General features: G+C 71.0%; 16 protein-coding genes. 12 read left to right on the top strand and 4 right to left on the bottom strand.

Going from position 1 to position 16104, the window contains the following annotated elements:
- Positions 1 to 79: 79 nt before the first annotated feature.
- From ACYVKZ_RS12300 to ACYVKZ_RS12270, 7 genes are all read left to right on the top strand, one after another.
- Entirely contained in the window at positions 80 to 391 is a 312-nt protein-coding gene (locus tag ACYVKZ_RS12300; RefSeq protein ID WP_460992536.1) for a hypothetical protein, read from the top strand.
- Positions 392 to 486: 95 nt separating this feature from the next.
- On the top strand, positions 487 to 2463 hold the full coding sequence (locus ACYVKZ_RS12295; RefSeq protein ID WP_460992535.1) for an APC family permease: 1977 nt from the start codon (positions 487 to 489) through the stop codon (positions 2461 to 2463).
- A 48-nt stretch (positions 2464 to 2511) separates the two neighbouring features.
- Positions 2512 to 3060, top strand: coding sequence for a dihydrofolate reductase family protein (locus ACYVKZ_RS12290; protein WP_460992534.1), 549 nt, complete (start codon positions 2512 to 2514; stop codon positions 3058 to 3060).
- Positions 3061 to 3156: 96 nt separating this feature from the next.
- Positions 3157 to 5370, top strand: coding sequence for an McrB family protein (locus tag ACYVKZ_RS12285; protein ID WP_460992533.1), 2214 nt, complete (start codon positions 3157 to 3159; stop codon positions 5368 to 5370).
- A complete protein-coding gene (locus ACYVKZ_RS12280) occupies positions 5367 to 6536 on the top strand; it encodes a 5-methylcytosine restriction system specificity protein McrC (protein WP_460992532.1) in 1170 nt (389 codons plus the stop codon). The genes ACYVKZ_RS12285 and ACYVKZ_RS12280 overlap by 4 nt, the downstream gene beginning before the upstream one ends.
- Before the next feature lie 41 nt (positions 6537 to 6577).
- Positions 6578 to 6949, top strand: coding sequence for an iron chaperone (locus ACYVKZ_RS12275; RefSeq protein WP_460992531.1), 372 nt, complete (start codon positions 6578 to 6580; stop codon positions 6947 to 6949).
- 72 nt (positions 6950 to 7021) lie between these two features.
- The gene (locus tag ACYVKZ_RS12270) at positions 7022 to 7726 is read left to right on the top strand and encodes a DNA alkylation repair protein (protein WP_460992530.1); all 705 of its coding nucleotides are present in this window, start codon (positions 7022 to 7024) and stop codon (positions 7724 to 7726) included.
- Between the two features lie 12 nt (positions 7727 to 7738).
- Here the strand turns inward: ACYVKZ_RS12270 and ACYVKZ_RS12265 are convergent, their stop codons facing one another.
- From ACYVKZ_RS12265 to ACYVKZ_RS12250, 4 genes are all read right to left on the bottom strand, one after another.
- The gene (locus ACYVKZ_RS12265; RefSeq protein ID WP_460992529.1) at positions 7739 to 8482 is read right to left on the bottom strand and encodes an HNH endonuclease family protein; all 744 of its coding nucleotides are present in this window, start codon (positions 8480 to 8482) and stop codon (positions 7739 to 7741) included.
- Between the two features lie 103 nt (positions 8483 to 8585).
- Positions 8586 to 9413: a pullulanase X25 domain-containing protein gene (locus ACYVKZ_RS12260; protein WP_460992528.1), complete on the bottom strand. Its 828-nt coding sequence runs from the start codon at positions 9411 to 9413 to the stop codon at positions 8586 to 8588.
- A 264-nt stretch (positions 9414 to 9677) separates the two neighbouring features.
- Positions 9678 to 10406 carry a DUF4190 domain-containing protein gene (locus ACYVKZ_RS12255; protein ID WP_460992527.1) on the bottom strand — a complete coding sequence of 243 codons (729 nt, stop codon included), beginning with the start codon at positions 10404 to 10406 and terminating at the stop codon, positions 9678 to 9680.
- Between the two features lie 157 nt (positions 10407 to 10563).
- Complete coding sequence (locus tag ACYVKZ_RS12250) at positions 10564 to 11028, bottom strand: acyl-CoA thioesterase (protein ID WP_460992526.1); 465 nt, start codon at positions 11026 to 11028, stop codon at positions 10564 to 10566.
- 313 nt (positions 11029 to 11341) lie between these two features.
- Here ACYVKZ_RS12250 and ACYVKZ_RS12245 point away from each other — a divergent pair, with 313 nt between their 5' ends.
- From ACYVKZ_RS12245 to ACYVKZ_RS12225, 5 genes are all read left to right on the top strand, one after another.
- On the top strand, positions 11342 to 11788 hold the full coding sequence (locus ACYVKZ_RS12245; protein ID WP_460992525.1) for a pyridoxamine 5'-phosphate oxidase family protein: 447 nt from the start codon (positions 11342 to 11344) through the stop codon (positions 11786 to 11788).
- Between the two features lie 25 nt (positions 11789 to 11813).
- On the top strand, positions 11814 to 12596 hold the full coding sequence (locus tag ACYVKZ_RS12240) for an IclR family transcriptional regulator (protein ID WP_460992524.1): 783 nt from the start codon (positions 11814 to 11816) through the stop codon (positions 12594 to 12596).
- A 100-nt stretch (positions 12597 to 12696) separates the two neighbouring features.
- Positions 12697 to 14412 carry an FAD-binding protein gene (locus ACYVKZ_RS12235; RefSeq protein WP_460992523.1) on the top strand — a complete coding sequence of 572 codons (1716 nt, stop codon included), beginning with the start codon at positions 12697 to 12699 and terminating at the stop codon, positions 14410 to 14412.
- A complete protein-coding gene (locus ACYVKZ_RS12230; RefSeq protein WP_460992522.1) occupies positions 14409 to 14714 on the top strand; it encodes a Dabb family protein in 306 nt (101 codons plus the stop codon). Before ACYVKZ_RS12235 ends, ACYVKZ_RS12230 begins: the two co-directional genes overlap by 4 nt.
- On the top strand, positions 14711 to 16090 hold the full coding sequence (locus ACYVKZ_RS12225; protein WP_460992521.1) for an MFS transporter: 1380 nt from the start codon (positions 14711 to 14713) through the stop codon (positions 16088 to 16090). Before ACYVKZ_RS12230 ends, ACYVKZ_RS12225 begins: the two co-directional genes overlap by 4 nt.
- Positions 16091 to 16104: the final 14 nt, after the last annotated feature.

The following is a 16104-nucleotide window of genomic DNA, read 5'->3' as shown; positions in this document are numbered from 1 at the left end:
GCACGCACGACGGCGGGCGGGCGGCACGCGCGGCCCCGCCGCCCGCCGCCGGGGGAAAGTCTGTGATAGTCGTTGAGGCATGCAGACGTGGGAGAACGACTATGAGCGCGTGGTGGCCTCGCAGCCGGTGACCGAGTCCGACCGCAACTCCGAGGTCCTGCGGATCCCGGGCAGCGCGCTGACGGCGTTCCCGACCGCGCCCTCGGTCGTCACCGTCTCGGTCGACGGCACCGAGCGCTCCGTGCTGTGGAGCCCGCGCAGCGACGAGCGCCGCTCGGGGACGCTCGCGGTGGGGATCGACGTCATGAGCGGGCTCCCCGTGCGCGAACCGGTGCGCATCGGCGTGCGCGGGGACGTGTACGTCCTCTCCCCGGAGTCGGCTGCCGCCTGAGTCATAAAGATCCCGTAAAACACCGGGTCTGCGGGCCTGTAGACGGGGTACGTTTTCGGCTGTCGCACTAGCGGCGCAAGCAGGAAGGTACCCCGGTGACCACGTTGAGCCGCCCACCCGCCGAACCCCGATTCGGGCGGGAGACCCGGGCCCACTCGTTCCGCGCCTGGCTGCTGCACGACCTGCAGCAGCCGCAGGCAGTCCACCAAGGGCCCCACGCGATACCGCAGGGCCATGAGAAGAAGCACCGGTGGTGGCAGGTCATGTGCCTCACCGGCGTCGACTACTTCTCGTCCCTCGGCTACGCGCCCGCCATCGCGGTGGTCGCGGCGGGGGTGCTGTCCCCGCTGGCCACCGTGGTGCTCGTGATCGTCACCCTCTTCGGCGCGCTCCCGGTCTACCGGCGGGTCTCGGTCGAGAGCCACAGCGGCTCCGGGTCGATCGCGATGCTCGAGCGGCTCCTCCCCCGCTGGGGCGGGAAGTTCTTCGTGCTCGCGCTGCTGGGCTTCGCGGCGACCGACTTCATGATCACCATGACGCTCTCCGCCGCTGACGCCTCCGCGCACCTCATCGCGAACCCGCTCATGCCCGGGTGGCTCCAGGACCAGAACCTGGTGGTCACCCTCGTGCTGCTCGCACTGCTCGCGGCCGTGTTCCTGCGCGGGTTCAAGGAGGCGATCGGGGTCGCCGTCGTCCTCGTCGGGGCCTACCTCATCCTCAACGCCGTCCTCGTGGTCGTCACCTTCGGCCAGGCCCTGGCCCATCCCCTCCTCGTCGGCGACTGGTGGCACGCGCTCACCACCTCGCACGGCAGCCCCGTCCTCATGGTCGCCGTGGCCCTCCTCGTCTTCCCCAAGCTGGCGCTGGGCATGTCCGGCTTCGAGACCGGCGTGGCCGTCATGCCCCAGATCCGCGGGGACGAGAGCGACACCGAGGAGAACCCCGCCGGGCGCATCCGCGGGACCAAGCGGCTCCTGACCACGGCGGCACTGATCATGAGCACGTTCCTCATCACGAGCAGCTTCACGTCCGTGGTGCTGATCCCGCAGAAGGAGTTCGAGCCCGGCGGAGCGGCGGACGGGCGCGCCCTGGCGCTCCTCGCCCACGAGTACATGGGCGTGGGCTTCGGCAGCGTCTACGACATCAGCACGATCGCCATCCTCTGGTTCGCCGGGGCCTCGGCCATGGCCGGCCTGCTCAACCTCGTGCCCCGCTACCTGCCGCGCTACGGCATGGCACCCCAGTGGACGCGCGCCACGCGGCCCCTCGTCCTGGTGTTCACGTTCGTCGCGTTCCTGGTCACGCTCATCTTCCGGGCGAGCGTCGAGGCCCAGGGCGGCGCCTACGCCACCGGGGTCCTCGTCCTCATGACCTCCGCGGCCATCGCCGTCACCCTCTCCGCGCGGCACCGCGGGCAGCGGAAGCTGACGGTCGGCTTCGGGATCATCGCCGCCGTGTTCGTCTACACCACCGCGGCGAACATGATCGAGCGGCCCGAGGGCATCCAGATCGCCGCGATCTTCATCGCCGCGATCATCGTCATCTCCTTCATCTCGAGGGCGCGCCGCTCCTTCGAGCTGCACGCGACCCGCATCCACTTCGACGAGAAGGCCATCGAGTTCATCGCCTCGGCGGAATCCGGGCCCATCCAGATCATCGCCCACGAGCCCCTCAGGCTCACGAGCCAGGCGTACCGCGACAAGCTCGCCTCCGCGAGCGAGGTCAGCCACCTCCCGCTCGACGAGAACGTCATCTTCCTCGAGGTGATCGTGGACGACTCCTCCGACTTCGAGACCGAGCTCGAGGTCCACGGCATCATGCGCCACGGCTACCGCGTCCTCGAGGTCCACGGGCCCGTCATCCCCAACACCATCGCCTCGGTGCTGCTCCACATCCGCGACGTCACCGGGCTCATGCCGCACATCTACTTCCGCTGGACCGAGGGCAACCCCGTGCGCAACCTGCTCCGCTTCATGTTCTTCGGCGAGGGCGAGATCGCCCCGGTCACGCGCGAGGTGCTCCGCCAGGCCGTCCCGGACGTCACCCAGCGGCCCTGGGTCCACGTGGGCTGAGCGCGCGGGCCCTTGCCGGGGCGCGCAGCCGGAGCCGAGAGTGGACGCATGGGCCGGCTCCTGTACATGAACCTCGCGTCCCTCGACGGCTACATCGCAGACCGCGGCGGCAGCTTCGACTGGGCCGCGCCGGACGAGGACGTCCACGCCGCGGTGAACGAGATCCTCCGGCCCGTCGGCACCTACCTGTACGGCCGGCGGGTCTACGAGGTGATGCGCGCCTGGGCGGACCCGGTCATCGATGCCGGCCCGGCCGGCGTCGTCCGCGACTTCGCCCAGATCTGGCGCGCCGCGGAGAAGGTGGTCTACTCGCGCACGCTGCCGGAGGTCACGACGGCGCGCACCCGGCTCGAGCGCAGCTTCGACCCCGCCGCGGTGCGCGCCCTCAAGGAGAACACGGACCTCGAGGTCGGCGGCGCGGGGCTGGCTGCGGAGGCCTTCGGGGCGCGGCTCGTGGACGACGTCCGGCTGTTCATCGCCCCGGTCGCGGTGGGCGGCGGGACGCCCGCGCTGCCCGAGGCGAGGATCGACCTCGAGCTCGTCGACGAGCGCCGGATCGGCCGCTTCGTGTACGTCCACTACACCGTCCGCGCCTAGCCGGGAGGGCCCGGCGGGGGGCCCGCAGCGCCCCCGGATCCCGGGCGCGTCGTCCAGCAGAACGTGATCTAATGCTCTGGGTGCCGTGGACGCGGCATGGATCTGAAGGCAGGGCAGTCAATGGTGGAAGCGGGCGTTCCCGAGGGTCAGTACTGGTTCGTCGGGGCCTCCGGCGCCGACCAGGAGTCCCAGGCCCAGGCCGAGCGGTTCATCTCGCAGGGCATCTGGGAGAACGGCTTCGAGGACCGCTACCTGGACACGGTCAAGTCGATGAAGGTCGGCGACAGGATCGCCCTCAAGTCCACCTACGTCCGCCGCTCCGGGCTCCCCTTCGAGGCCCACGGGCACGCTGTCCCCGTCCTCGCCGTCCGCGCCGTCGGAGTCATCACCGCCAATCCGGGCGACGGCCGCAAGATCGGGGTCGACTGGACCCGTGCGGGGCGGCCGCGCGAGTGGTACCTCTACACCGGCCGGCACACCATCTGGAAGGTCACCCCCGGGCACTGGATGCGCGAGGCCCTCCTGCGCTTCACCTTCCTCGGCGAGCCCCAGGACACCGACCGCTTCCGCAACGACCCGGCCTGGGCGAAGCGCTTCGGCGACGTCGACCCCACGCCGGAGCAGCGCTTCGAGTGGACCGCCTTCTACGAGGCGATGGCGACGGCGCTGCTCGGCTTCCGCCGCCGCCGCGGCGAGCTGCTCGCGCACCTGCGCGCGATGCAGGAGCGGCACGAGGAGCTCGGCTTCCTCATGGACCGCGACTGGCGGGACAACCCCGTGCCGCTGAAGGACATCTGTCCGTTCACCGTCATGGGCACGTTCAACCGCGGCGCGAGCCCGGCCAAGCGCACCGAGATCGCCGCCGACTGGGCGGCCTTCCTCGGGATCAGCGCCCCTGCCCCGACGGGGTTCGACGGCATCCCGCTGCTGAACAACCAGAACTCGTGGTTCTTCCCGCCCGCGGGCACCCGCCAGAAGGACGACATCGACAGCCTCTGGGACGTGTTCGAGGCCGCCCTCGCCGCCGCCGACTCGAGCGAGGACCACGAGCGCTTCCGCCTCGCAGCCGCGTACGACCGCGCCCGGGACATCTACCGCGTGGGCACCAAGCTCACCATGGGCCTGTTCTGGGTGCGCCCCTGGAACTACCTGCCGCTCGACGGCCGCTCGCGCCAGTACCTCAAGACCGAGCTCATGCTCGACCAGGACTTCTTCACGGCCGACGGCGCCGCGTACGTGACGCTGCTGGACACCCTCGCCTCCAAGTTCGAGGATCCGCAGTTCGCCGTCCACTCCTTCCCGGAGCTGTCCTGGACGGCCTACCTCGAGCGCTACGGGCACGGCGCGCACGCCGACTCGGGCAGCGCCGGGGACGCCCCGGAGCCCGAGGACGACCCGACGCCCATGTCCCCGCAGGCCAGCTACACGGTGCGCGACATCGTGGCGGACGGCTGCTTCGTCGACGAGTCCGACCTCAACGGGTACCTGGCCCGGTGGCGGTCCAAGAAGAACCTCATCCTGCAGGGCCCTCCGGGCACCGGCAAGACGTGGCTCGCGCGCCGCCTCGCCTACGCGCTCATCGGCACCCGGGACAACAAGTCCGCCCTGCGCGCCACCCAGTTCCACCCCAACTCCAGCTACGAGGACTTCGTGCGCGGCTGGCGCCCCGGCTCGGACGGGAAGCTCACGCTCGTGGACGGGCCATTCCTCGAGATGGTCGAACGGGCCAACGCGAACCCGGACGTCCCCCACGTGATGCTCATCGAGGAGATCAACCGCGGCAACCCGGTCCAGGTCTTCGGCGAGCTCCTGACCCTGATCGAGGCCGGGAAGCGCTCCCCGCGCGAGTCCCTCCAGCTCGCCTACCCCCGCTCGGGCACCGAGAGCGTGCACGTGCCGAGCAACCTGTACATCATCGGCACGATGAACCTCGCGGACCGGTCGCTGGCGATCATGGACCTCGCGTTCCGCCGCCGCTTCGCGTTCGTCTCGCTCGAGCCGAGCGTGAACGACGCGTGGCAGGCGTGGATGTCCGCCCGGCACGGTGTGGACCCCAAGGAGCTCGAGCTCGTGCGCTTCCGCTTCGAGGCGCTCAACGACCGCATCGCCGACGACCCGGCGCTCGGCTCCGAGTTCCGCCTCGGGCACTCGTTCGTCACGCCCCCGGCCGAGGAGCGCGTCGCCTCCTTCGCGGACTGGTTCCGCGGGGTCGTCGACACCGAGATCGTGCCGACCCTCGAGGAGTACTGGTTCGACGACGCGGCGAAGGCCGAGTCGGCGTCGGCCGCCCTCCTCGAGGGCCTCGCGTGACGCCTGCGCGCCCCTCCGGTCCGGAGCGCACGACGGCGGCCGCCGACGGTTCCGTGGTCGTCGCCGGCGGGGTGCGCATCCCCGTCCGCAACGTCTGGCTCCTGCTGCTGTACGCGTCGGAGTTCTACCAGTCCGGGCCCGAGGCCTTCGACGGGATCGAGGACTACCCCGAGAAGCTGCCCGAGCTCCTCGCCGAGCTGCTCGTCGCGAGCGCCGAGGACCGCCTCCGGCGGCCGCTCACGCCGTCGTTCAGGAAGACCTCGCGCGACCTCGCGCGGGTGCGCGGCGGCATCGACACGCTGCGCACCGAGTCCCACCAGCTGCTCTCGCGCGGGCTCGTGGCGTGCCGGTTCGAGGAGCTGACGGTGGACACGCCCCGCAACCGGCTCATCCGCACGGCGCTGGCCTCGATCGCGCGCCTGTGCGGTGACGAGGAGCTCGTGCGCCGCTGCCAGGGGCAGTCGCAGCGCCTCGCCCAGCTCGGCGTCGGCATCCTCGACGACCGCGCGGGCCAGCGCGACCAGTCCGCGTCGGTCGCGGCACGGCTGACCCGGAACGACCAGCAGGACCGCTCCGTGCTGCTCGCGGCCCGGCTCGCCCTGCAGCTCTCGTTGCCCTTCGGCCGCACCAATCCCGGCCACGGCCGCGGAACCCTCGACGAGCGCCAGTTCCGCCACCTGTTCGAGCGCGCGGTGGGCGGCTTCTACGCCGTGCACGGGCGCGGCCGGGGCTGGTCCGTCCAGCGCGGGCGCAAGGTCGGGTGGAAGGCCAGCGGCGCCACCCTCGGCATGGCCGCCGTCCTCCCGCACATGGTCACCGACGTGTGGATCGACGCGCCCGCGTCCGGGCGCCGCCTCATCGTGGACACGCGGTTCGCCGCAGCGATCCGGCCCGGGCGGTTCGCGCGCGAGACCCTCGATTCCGGGCACCTCTACCAGCTCTACACCTATGTGCGGGAGCAGGAGTCCGCCGCCGACCCGGCATCGCTCGAGGCCGGCGGGCTGCTCCTGTACCCCTCCGCGGGCAGCCCGCTCACCGAATCCTTCGTCTCCTCGGGCCACCGCCTCGGCGCGGCGACCGTGGACCTCTCCGTCGCCTCGGTGTGCGTGCGGGAGCAGCTCATCGCGGCGGCGGCACCCTACCTCTCGGCGAAGCCCGGGGCCTGAAGCCACTGGCCCGGCCGTCCCCGACGGGGCACGATGGGGGCATGGGCGAGGTCACCGACTATCTCACCGGCCTGGACGGGCCGGACGGCGCGGCGCTCGGGCACGTGTACGCCGTAGCCCTCGAGGTCTCCCCCGAGGCTGCCGAGGGGCACAGCTACGGAATGCCCGCCCTGCTCCTCCACGGCAAGGGCTATGCGAGCGCCCGGCAGGCCAAGGACCACCTCTCTGTCTTCCCCTTCAGCGGCCGGGTACTGGCTGCCCTCGGCGACCGCCTGGAGGGCTTCGACTGGTCCAAGGGCACCCTCCGGTTCACTGCCGCGCGCCCGGTGCCGGACGACGTGCTGCGCGCCATCTTCGCCGCGCGCGCCGCCGAGATCGAGGGGACGGCGGGGCCCTGCGGGAAGGGCATTTAGACCCGGCACTTTCACCCCCCGCCGGGGTTAGCCTAATGCTTGTACAAATGAGCATCTCGCGGGGGTGTGCGGATGGCCTTCGGAACGCGCACCGCCGGGGCCTTCCTGGCGGCGCTGGAGTCGCTGAGCTCCGGCGACGAACTGAGGAAGTACAAGCGTGCGTTCCCGCTCGCGAGGCGCGGCGGAGACCGGTTCCTCGGGGTCCCGATGGGATCCGTGTTCGAGCTCGCGCGGGCTTCCGCGGACATGCCGCTCGACGAGGTCGAGGCGCTCCTCGACAGCCCGTGGCACGAGGCCCGCGCAGGGGCAGTGAGCATCATGGACTTCCAGGCGCGCAGCCCCAGCACGCCGCCGCCCCGGCGGCGGGAGCTCTATGAGCTGTACCTGCGCCGCCACGACCGGATCGACTCGTGGGACCTCGTGGACCGCGCGGCCGTGCACGTGGTGGGCAGCTATCTGGCCGACAAGCCGCGGGAGCCGCTGTACGGACTCGCCCGATCGCCCCGGCCGAACGAGCGGCGGACCGCGATAGTCGCGGCGACGTACTTCGTGGGGCTCGGCGATCCCCACGACCTGTTCGAGATCGCCACCCTGCTAGCGGACGACCCGGACGAGTCCGTGCAGAAGGCCACCGGCTGGGCGCTGCGGGCCGTCGGGACGCCGGGGCTCGAGGCGTTCCTGGACCGGTGCGCGCCGCGGATGGCCCGGGTGGCCCTCAGGTATGCGGTCGAGAAGCTGCCGCGGGGCGCGCGCGAACGGTACCTCAAGGCCTCCTGAGCGCCGGCCCGTTCACTCGGCCCGGCAGGCACCGAGCAGCTCCGCGGCCTTGTCATGCTCGGCCTGGGTCATCCACAGTCCGTAGCCGGCCTTGACCTCGACGACGTTCACCGCGTACTCGCAGCGGAACGACCGGTTCGGCGGCAGCCAGGTCGCGAGGTCGCCGTCGCTCTTCTGCTGATTCGCCGGGCCGTCCACCGCGCGCAGGTTGGCGGGGTCGTTGGCGAAGCCGAGGCGCTTCTGCGGCGTCCACTGCTGCGCGCCCTTCTGCCACGCATCCGAGAGTGGCACGAGGTGGTCGATCTGGACGTCCGCCGACCGCTCGCCGCGCTGGAACGCGATCGTGCTGCCGGTATAGGGGTCGTCGAGGCTGCCGGAGAGGACCACGCAGTCCCGCGTCCCGGCCTTGAACACCGGGGCGCGGAGATCGCGCGCGAGGATGTCGTTGCGGGTGTCGCAGCCGTTGTGGTCGGTGTCCGACCATGCCTGGCCGAACTCCGTCCGGCTGTACCCGGTCTTCGGCGCGCGCCCCTTCACGGGGATCGCCGCGAGCGAGGCCTTCGCCGCCGAGAGCTGCGCGGCGGGGACCCCGCCGATCTGGGTCTGGGCGGTCAGCGGCGATTCGAGGCCGGGGACCTGGAGGAAGCCGGCGAACCAGCCGAGCACCGCCGCCAGGACTGTCCCGGCGGCCACGACGCCCACGGTCCTGGAGCGCTGCCCGCGGCGCGGGAGGCGCCGGGTTGAACGCTGAAGCATGGACGGCCCCCCGCCGGTGGTTGACGTGACTGTTCCACCGTACGGGAGGCCGCCGACAATGCTCGCCTCGGGCGCCCCTATGTGGACAGGCGCGCCGGTTGGATCAGGAGTAGGCGATGTCCTTGGTGGCGTGGTCGTACGCGATGGTGAGCGGGCCGCCGTCGTGCGTCAGCTCGTGGTTGGGGCCGTCGAAGGCGCCGAACGCTCCGTAGTTCTCGTCCCAGGAGCGGTTGATCGCGATCTTGAAGGCGTAGTGGCCCGCCGGGAGGTCCACGGTGCGCACCCAGCGGCGGGAGGCCGCATCGAGGCCCATCTGGACGGCGTCCGCGCTGGGCTCCCAGTCGGCGGGGCCGCCCAGGTGGGAGGCGAAGTCGCCGGCGATGGCCACGGACTCCGGCTGGTCGAGGTCGACGACGAGCGGTTCGTCGGAGGCCGCCGCGGCCTCGGTGGCCACGGTCGCCTCGGCCACGGGCGCAGCCAGCTCCTCCTCGGCGGCGGCCGTGTTCGCCGTGGGCGCCTTCTTGGCGGCGGCCTTGCGGGCCGGCTTCTTCTTCGCGGAGGCAGCGGGGACCGGGGTGTCAGCAGGCACCGGCGTGCCGTCCGCGAGCGCGGCCGCGAGGGCCTGCGCCGTCGGGAAGGCGACCGTGGCGCGGAGGCCGTCCTCGGTGATCGCCCAGCCGCTGCGTCCCTTGACCATCCAGCCCGCCTTGACGAGCTTGGCCGTGGCGGTGGTGAGCGCCTTGTGGCCGCGCGGGATGCCGCCGGAGAGAAGGGTCGCCTCGTGCTCGTCGAACGGCACTGCCGCGACCGCCGCGGTCAGGACCTCGCGGGCGTCGGCCGTCTGATCAGTGAATGCCGCCTCCGCCAGCCCGTCCAGCACCGCCTTGAGACGGAGGTCGAGCTTCTCTGCCGCGTTCGCGTTCCTCGCCATTGCTTCCCCTTGTTCCTTGCGTTTCCGGCGGAGCCCATGCCGCACTCCATGTCCATGCTGGCCGGTTACTCCTGGGTCGCCTTGTCGGTGACCGAGTGTGACGCGCCGTACAGCAGCTGCGCCCCACCGTGGCATGTTCTGGTTTCGCCGGGGTTACGTCCATGCGTCCTGCGCGTGGCCCGCCGGCTCGAGTCTGCCGGTGCAAGTCTACCGGGGCGCTGCCCGCCCGCCGGACAGCAGCCGGGGGGCGGGCAGCGCGGGTGGTCAGCGGGCGCTGCCGGAGCAGTAGGCCGAAGCGTAAGCCCCCGCCTCGCTCTTCTTCGAGACGGTCTTGCCGTCGATGAGGATCTCGCACGCGACCTGTGCGGTGTCGGCACCGCCGTCGGCCATCACCGAGACCGAGGCGAGCACGAATCCGCTGTCCTTGTAGTCCTTGGTCCACGGCGCTGCGATGTCCTCGTCGCTCGTGCCCGCGGCATCCGAGTAGCTGACCTTGGCCTTGCCATTGGTCGTGACCTTGTACTGGACGGTGTGCTCGGCGTTGGCCGCGGCGCTCGCCGACGCGAGCGAGGACTGGAGCTCGCCGAGGCTCTTGCCGGAGGTCTTCTCCACAGACGACACAAAGGCCATCGCGACGATGAAGACGACCAGCGCGATGACCGTACCCACCGCGCCGAGGATGATACCGGCAATCGACAGGCCCCTGCCGCCGCCCTTCTTCACGAGCGCGATGATCCCGCACACGATCGCCGCCGCGGCCAGCGGCCAGGCGAGGAACGGAATGAGGCTGAACAGCACGGCGAGGCCGCCCGCCACGATCGAGATGATCGCCAGCGTCTTGCTCGGCTGCGGGTACGGCTGGCCCTGCTGGCCATACGGCTGCGGGTAGGGCCGGTCGGCGGTGCCCGGTCCCGGCTCGCCGAGCGGGGCCGATCCGGTCTGCGGGTGCGAGCCCTGGGCCGACGGCTGCTCGGGTGACTGAGGATGAGTCATGGAATCCCCCCTGGATTCAGGCTGCGCTGTCCCAACCCCTCGCTAGGACATCAAGGCGCGCCGCGATGAGTATTCCATGGCGGCTGGGCCCGGCCCATGCACCGCGGCGCCGGGGACGCCACGGACTGCCGAACGTCCTCCGGGAAGGAGTCTGCGCCTACCTGAAGAGCCCGGCACCCACGTACGGTTCGAGGCGCCGGCGCTGGTCCTCCGTGAGCCGCAGGAGGCGGCCGGTGACCTCCTCCACGAAGGCGAGCTGCGTCGTCGCCCGTACGCATTCGTGCCCATCCACGGGGTCGTGCACGAGGTAGTCGAGGGTCAGCGCGGCGGCCTTGAGCCCGCTCACCCACACGTCGACCTCGGCGGGGACGTTGCGGTAGTCGAGCGGGCGCACGTAGCGGACGCGGTGTTCGACCACGAGCGCGAGCGTCCCGTCCGGGACCGCCGAGAACAGCGGCACGAGCGGCTCGACACCTGCCGCTCCCGTGCCCCCCGGCGGTCCGAAGGCGGCGATCCGCGCCTCCTCGAGCATGCGGACGATCTGGACGTTGTTGATGTGCCCGTACGCGTCCATGTCGCCCCATCGCATGGGGACCAGGACCCGAAGCCGCTCGCTGCTCACTCCTCGGGTCTACCACATTGCCTCCGGTATCCCGGGGGCGTGCCCTGCTCTGCCGCGGGCGGCGTCCGGGGCGCTCCGTGCCCCGCCGACGCCGTCCCCGCGGCTGGTTCCAGCCTAGGGAGGCGATCTTGCGCGGGGGTGACGCGTGCGTTTAATCGCGGTTACGTGCGCCCGTCCCCGCCGAGGGGGCGCGTGGCTAGGATGGAGTCAGCTCCCGATGGATGCAGGGCGCCTCGTTCGACCGCTTCAGCGAGGCGCCAGGCTCGATCAAGCGACGGTGTCCGGCCATCCGGCCGGGGAGAGAGGGAACGCGATGCTGTTCGACCACCACGATGATGAGCCGATCCGCGTCCTGACGGATGCTGAGAGCTGGGAGCTCCTCGACAACGCCCGCCACGGCCGGCTCGCCACGGCGGCTGCGGGCGAGCTGGACATCGTCCCGATCAACTTCAGGTCCTACGGCGGCAAGCTGTACCTCAAGACGACTCCGGGCACCAAGCTCGCAGAGCTGACCATCCACCCGCAGGTCGCCTTCGAGGCGGACGGCATCATGCAGGACGAGGCCTGGAGCGTGGTCATCAAGGGCACCGCCCGCGTGCTCGAGCACTCCGGCGAGATCGCCGAGGCCGAGGCCGCGAACATCGAGACCTGGCTGCCCACGTCCAAGAGCGTGTACGTGGAGATCGCACCCACCTCCATCGAGGGCCGCCACTTCCAGCTCGGCGCGGAGCCCGAGGAGACCACCGCGCGGGACTACTGATCCGGCCTGCGGGCTCTGGGGCACTATGGCGAACTCCGCGTCCGGCGACTCGATGGTCCACCGTCTGGTGCGCGTCATCGCGGCCTTCGACAGCGAGCATCCGACCCTCAGCGGGGCCGATCTCGCCCGCAGGGCAGCTCTGCCGAGCAGCACGGCGTACCGGATCGTCGACGAGCTGCTCGCCGAGTCCCTGCTGGACCGGGATGGGCAACGGCTGCGCCTCGGGACCCGGCTATGGGAACTCGTCTCCCGCGGCTCCAAGGTCTTGGGGCTCCGGGAGGCCGCCCTGCCGTTCATGGAGGACGTCCAGGCGGTCGTGGGGCATCACACGACCCTCGGCGTCATCGACCAGCAGGACGTGCTGTACATCGAGCGGATCGGTTCGAACAACTCAACCATCAACATCACGCGCGTCGCGGGGCGCCTGCCGATCCACGCGACATCCACCGGCCTGATCCTGACGGCTTTCGGCCCCACTGAGGCGCAGGAGACGTTCCTCCGCCGCCGCCTGCCGAAGCTCACGGACACCACCGTCACGGACCCGGACGAGCTGCGGCGGATGCTCGCGGAGATGCGCCATTCCGGGTACTGCGTCATGCCCGGGACGATCGTGCCCGAGTCGACGGGCGTCGCGGTGCCGGTCTTCTCGGCGGACGGGACGGCGATCGCTGGCCTGAGCGTGGTGATCCCCCGTGAGAATGGTCCCGTCCAAGCGTCGATCACCGCTCTCCGGACGGCTGCGCGGGGCATCTCGCGCGCCCTCGGCTGGGACGGCACACTGAGGGACGCCATCCGCCGCAGCCTCTGATACACACCGCCTTCCCGATGATCGGGAAAGTGTGATGTGAAATACATCGCGCGCAGGGACTCTCGTGAGTAGCCAATCCACCGGCTCGAAGGAGAGTCCCATGAAGTACCTCACCGGCAGCCCGCGGGGCGCGTACGACGTCGTCGTGCTCGGCTCAGGCGCGGGAGCCCTCACCGCAGCGGCCACGGCGGCGCGCGCCGGCAAGTCCGTCGTGGTGCTCGAGAAGGCGAGCCTCCTCGGCGGCACGAGCGCCATCTCGGGCGGCATGCTCTGGATCGCCGCGAACCACCATGCCCGCGAGGCGGGCTTCGAGGACTCCACGGACACCGCGCTCGACTACGTCCGCGCCGTCTCCCGGGGCCGCGGCCGCGAGGAGCTCCTGGCCGCCGCCGTGACCCAGGGCGATACGATGCTCACCTTCGTCGAGCGGGAGCTCGGCGTGAAGTTCCTCTACCTCGACAACTTCCCGGACTACCGGCAGGACCTCCCAGGCTCCGTGGACGGCGGGCGGACCATCGAACCGCAGCTGGCCAACATCACCGACCTGCTCGGCGACCTCGCCGCGCACGTGCGCTCCGACGGCCGCGCGCCGTTCACGATGCAGGAGTACGAGGACTGGGGCGCATTCACGCGCTTCCCGTGGGACGAGCTCGACGCCCGGTCGAAGGCCGGGCTCGTCGCGAAGGGCCGCGCGCTGGTCGCCATGCTCCTTGCGGCCGCTGTCCGCGAAGGCGTGCATGTGGCCGTCGAGGCCCGGGGCGAACGACTCGTCCACAGCGGGAGGCGGGCGCACGACGGCGGCCGGGTCACCGGCGTCGTGCTGGCCACCGGGGAAGAGATCACCGCCACCGAGGCCGTGGTGATCGGCACGGGCGGGTTCGAGTGGGACCGCGGCCTGGCCGACTCCATGCTCGCGAGCCGCCTCCACACGATGTGCTCGCCGCCCACCAACGAGGGCGACGGGCTGAGGATGGCCCAGCGCCTCGGTGCCGGGACCCGGGGCACACGCGAGGCGTGGTGGGCGCCGATGTCCATCACGGGCGACACCCGCGACAGCGAGCCGATCGGCACGCTCCTGCGCTTCGAGCGCCAGGGCCCCGGCTCGATCATGGTCAACCGCCACGGCAAGCGCTTCGCGAACGAGTCGCAGAACTACAACGACCTCGCGCGCTGCCTCCAGTCCTGGGACTCGCCGAACAACACGACGCTGAACACCCCGGCACACGTGGTCTTCGACCAGGCCTACCTCGAGCGGTACGGCATCCTCGCCCACCGTGCGGGCAAGCCGACCCCCGACTACCTCATCGAGGGCGCGACCCTGCCGGAGCTCGCTGCAAGGATCGGCGTTCCGGCGGACACCCTCGTCGCCACTGTCGAGCGGTTCAACGCCTCCGCCGTGAAGGGCGAGGATCCCGACTTCCACCGGGGCGAGACGGCCTACGACAGGTACTGGGGAGACGCCGAGAACGCGTGGCCGAACCCGTCGCTCGGCCCCCTCGAGCGCGGCCCGTACTACGCCCTCGAGGTGGTCAACGGCGGCTTCGGCACGAACGGTGGGATCGTGACGGACGGCTCCGCACGGGTGCTCGACGTGGACGGTGTCCCGATCCGGGGCCTGTTCGCCGTCGGCAACGTGACCGAGAGCGCCTACGCCGCGGGCTACCCCGGCGCGGGCGCGACGCTCGGTCCCCTCATGACCATGGGCTACCTCGCCGGCCGCACCATTGCCGGGAAGCCTGCCGCGCACGACGCCGGCGCTGCCGCCGAGTCCGCGGACGAACTCGCCGACGCCGTCCTCGAGGGGGCGGCCCGATGATCCGCCACACTGTCCTGTTCAAGTTCAAGCCGGACTTCCCGGCCGACCAGCGCGAGGCATGGACCGCCGGGCTCGACCGGATGCGCGGGAACATCCCAGGCCTCATCGCACTCACGCACGGGCCCGACGTGATCCGCTCCGAGCGGGCCTTCGACTACGCGATCGTCGCGGACTTCGAGTCCGTGGCCGACATCGAGGTGTACAACACCCATCCCCTGCACGAACCGCTGAAGGAGTACTCCTTCCCGAACAGCGAGCAGATCCTCTCCGTCGACTTCGAGACCCCCAAGGACACCCCATGAGCAGTGTCGCTCCCCGCACCCAGGCCAGCCACGCGGCGTCGTCCGCCGACTCCGCCGGTGCCGGCAACCACCGCAAGACCCCGGGCAAGGCGGCCCTCGCCTCCTTCCTCGGCTCCACGCTCGAGTACTACGACTTCTTCATCTACGGCACCGCGGCCGCCCTCGTGTTCCCGGCCCTGTTCTTCCCGGCCGACAACCCGACCGCGGGCCTCGTCGCGGCGTTCGCCACGTTCGGCGTCGCCTACGTGGCCCGCCCGCTCGGCGGGATGGTCATGGGCCACTTCGGCGACCGCCTCGGGCGCCGCAACGTGCTGCTCGTGACGCTCTCGCTCATGGGGCTAGCCTCCCTCGGCATCGGCTTCCTCCCGACGTACAACTCGGTGGGAATCCTCGCCCCGGTGCTCCTGACCCTCGGCCGCCTCCTGCAGGGCTTCTCGGCGGGAGCGGAATCGGCGGGTGCCTCGACGCTCACGCTCGAGCACTCCCCGGAGGGCCGCCGGGGCTTCTTCACCTCGTTCGTCATGACCGGCTATGCGTCCGGCATGGTGCTCGCCACCCTCGTGTTCGTCCCGATCACGGCGCTGCCCAAGGCCGACCTCATGTCATGGGGCTGGCGCGTCCCGTTCTGGTGCTCGATCGTGGTCCTCGCGATCGCCTACTGGGTCCGTACCCACTTGGATGAGACGCCGGTCTTCGAGGAGACGAAGGACGAAGGAGAAGTCCGCAAGCTGCCACTCGGCCAGGTGCTGCGCTACCAGGCCGCGGACGTGGTCCGGGTCCTGTTCATGTCCATCTTCTCGGTCATGCAGACCATCTTCACGGTCTTCGGGCTCTCGTACGCGACCACCCACGGCGGCCTCGACAAGGGTGCGATCCTCACGATCAACGCGGTGACGATCGGGCTGTCCATGCTCGTCATGCCGGCCGTCGCCGCCCTCTCGGATCGCATCGGCCGCAAGCCACTCATGATCACCGCAATGCTCGGGGGCACGGCGGCACTGTTCGCATACTTCTGGGCGCTCGGCACAGGCGACCTCGTCCTCGTGTTCATCGTGAGCTTCGCGTTCATGACCGTGCTCTACTCGGGCTTCAACGGGATCTGGCCCGGCTTCTTCGCCGAACTGTTCGCGGCCCCGGTCCGCTACTCCGGCATGGCGCTGGGCAACCAGCTCGGACTCCTCGTGGCCGGCTTCGGGCCGATGATCGGCGGCCTGCTCATGACCTCGGGCCCCGCCGGCTGGGTTCCCGTGGCCATCTTCGGCGCGGTCTGCGCGCTCGCCGCGGTGATCGCCGCTGTGAGCTCCCGCGAGACCGCCCGCACCCCGATCGACGAGCTCGGCGAGCCGTACCTGGCCGCGACGAAGCCCGGCAACTGAAACGAAATGGAAAG

Source organism: Sinomonas soli, from assembly GCF_054782415.1.
Note: the sequence above shows the minus strand (reverse complement) of the source record. Positions and strands in the feature narration are given on the sequence as shown.

Bases quoted from the DNA above. Each gene is read 5' to 3' on its own strand.
- ACYVKZ_RS12300 (WP_460992536.1), top strand. From the start codon at position 80: ATGCAGACGTGGGAGAACGACTATGAGCGCGTGGTGGCCTCGCAGCCG.
- ACYVKZ_RS12290 (WP_460992534.1), top strand. From the start codon at position 2,512: ATGGGCCGGCTCCTGTACATGAACCTCGCGTCCCTCGACGGCTACATC.
- ACYVKZ_RS12285 (WP_460992533.1), top strand. From the start codon at position 3,157: ATGGATCTGAAGGCAGGGCAGTCAATGGTGGAAGCGGGCGTTCCCGAG.
- ACYVKZ_RS12275 (WP_460992531.1), top strand. From the start codon at position 6,578: ATGGGCGAGGTCACCGACTATCTCACCGGCCTGGACGGGCCGGACGGC.
- ACYVKZ_RS12270 (WP_460992530.1), top strand. From the start codon at position 7,022: ATGGCCTTCGGAACGCGCACCGCCGGGGCCTTCCTGGCGGCGCTGGAG.
- ACYVKZ_RS12265 (WP_460992529.1), bottom strand. From the start codon at position 8,482: ATGCTTCAGCGTTCAACCCGGCGCCTCCCGCGCCGCGGGCAGCGCTCC.
- ACYVKZ_RS12260 (WP_460992528.1), bottom strand. From the start codon at position 9,413: ATGGCGAGGAACGCGAACGCGGCAGAGAAGCTCGACCTCCGTCTCAAG.
- ACYVKZ_RS12255 (WP_460992527.1), bottom strand. From the start codon at position 10,406: ATGACTCATCCTCAGTCACCCGAGCAGCCGTCGGCCCAGGGCTCGCAC.
- ACYVKZ_RS12245 (WP_460992525.1), top strand. From the start codon at position 11,342: ATGCTGTTCGACCACCACGATGATGAGCCGATCCGCGTCCTGACGGAT.
- ACYVKZ_RS12240 (WP_460992524.1), top strand. From the start codon at position 11,814: ATGGCGAACTCCGCGTCCGGCGACTCGATGGTCCACCGTCTGGTGCGC.
- ACYVKZ_RS12235 (WP_460992523.1), top strand. From the start codon at position 12,697: ATGAAGTACCTCACCGGCAGCCCGCGGGGCGCGTACGACGTCGTCGTG.
- ACYVKZ_RS12230 (WP_460992522.1), top strand. From the start codon at position 14,409: ATGATCCGCCACACTGTCCTGTTCAAGTTCAAGCCGGACTTCCCGGCC.
- ACYVKZ_RS12225 (WP_460992521.1), top strand. From the start codon at position 14,711: ATGAGCAGTGTCGCTCCCCGCACCCAGGCCAGCCACGCGGCGTCGTCC.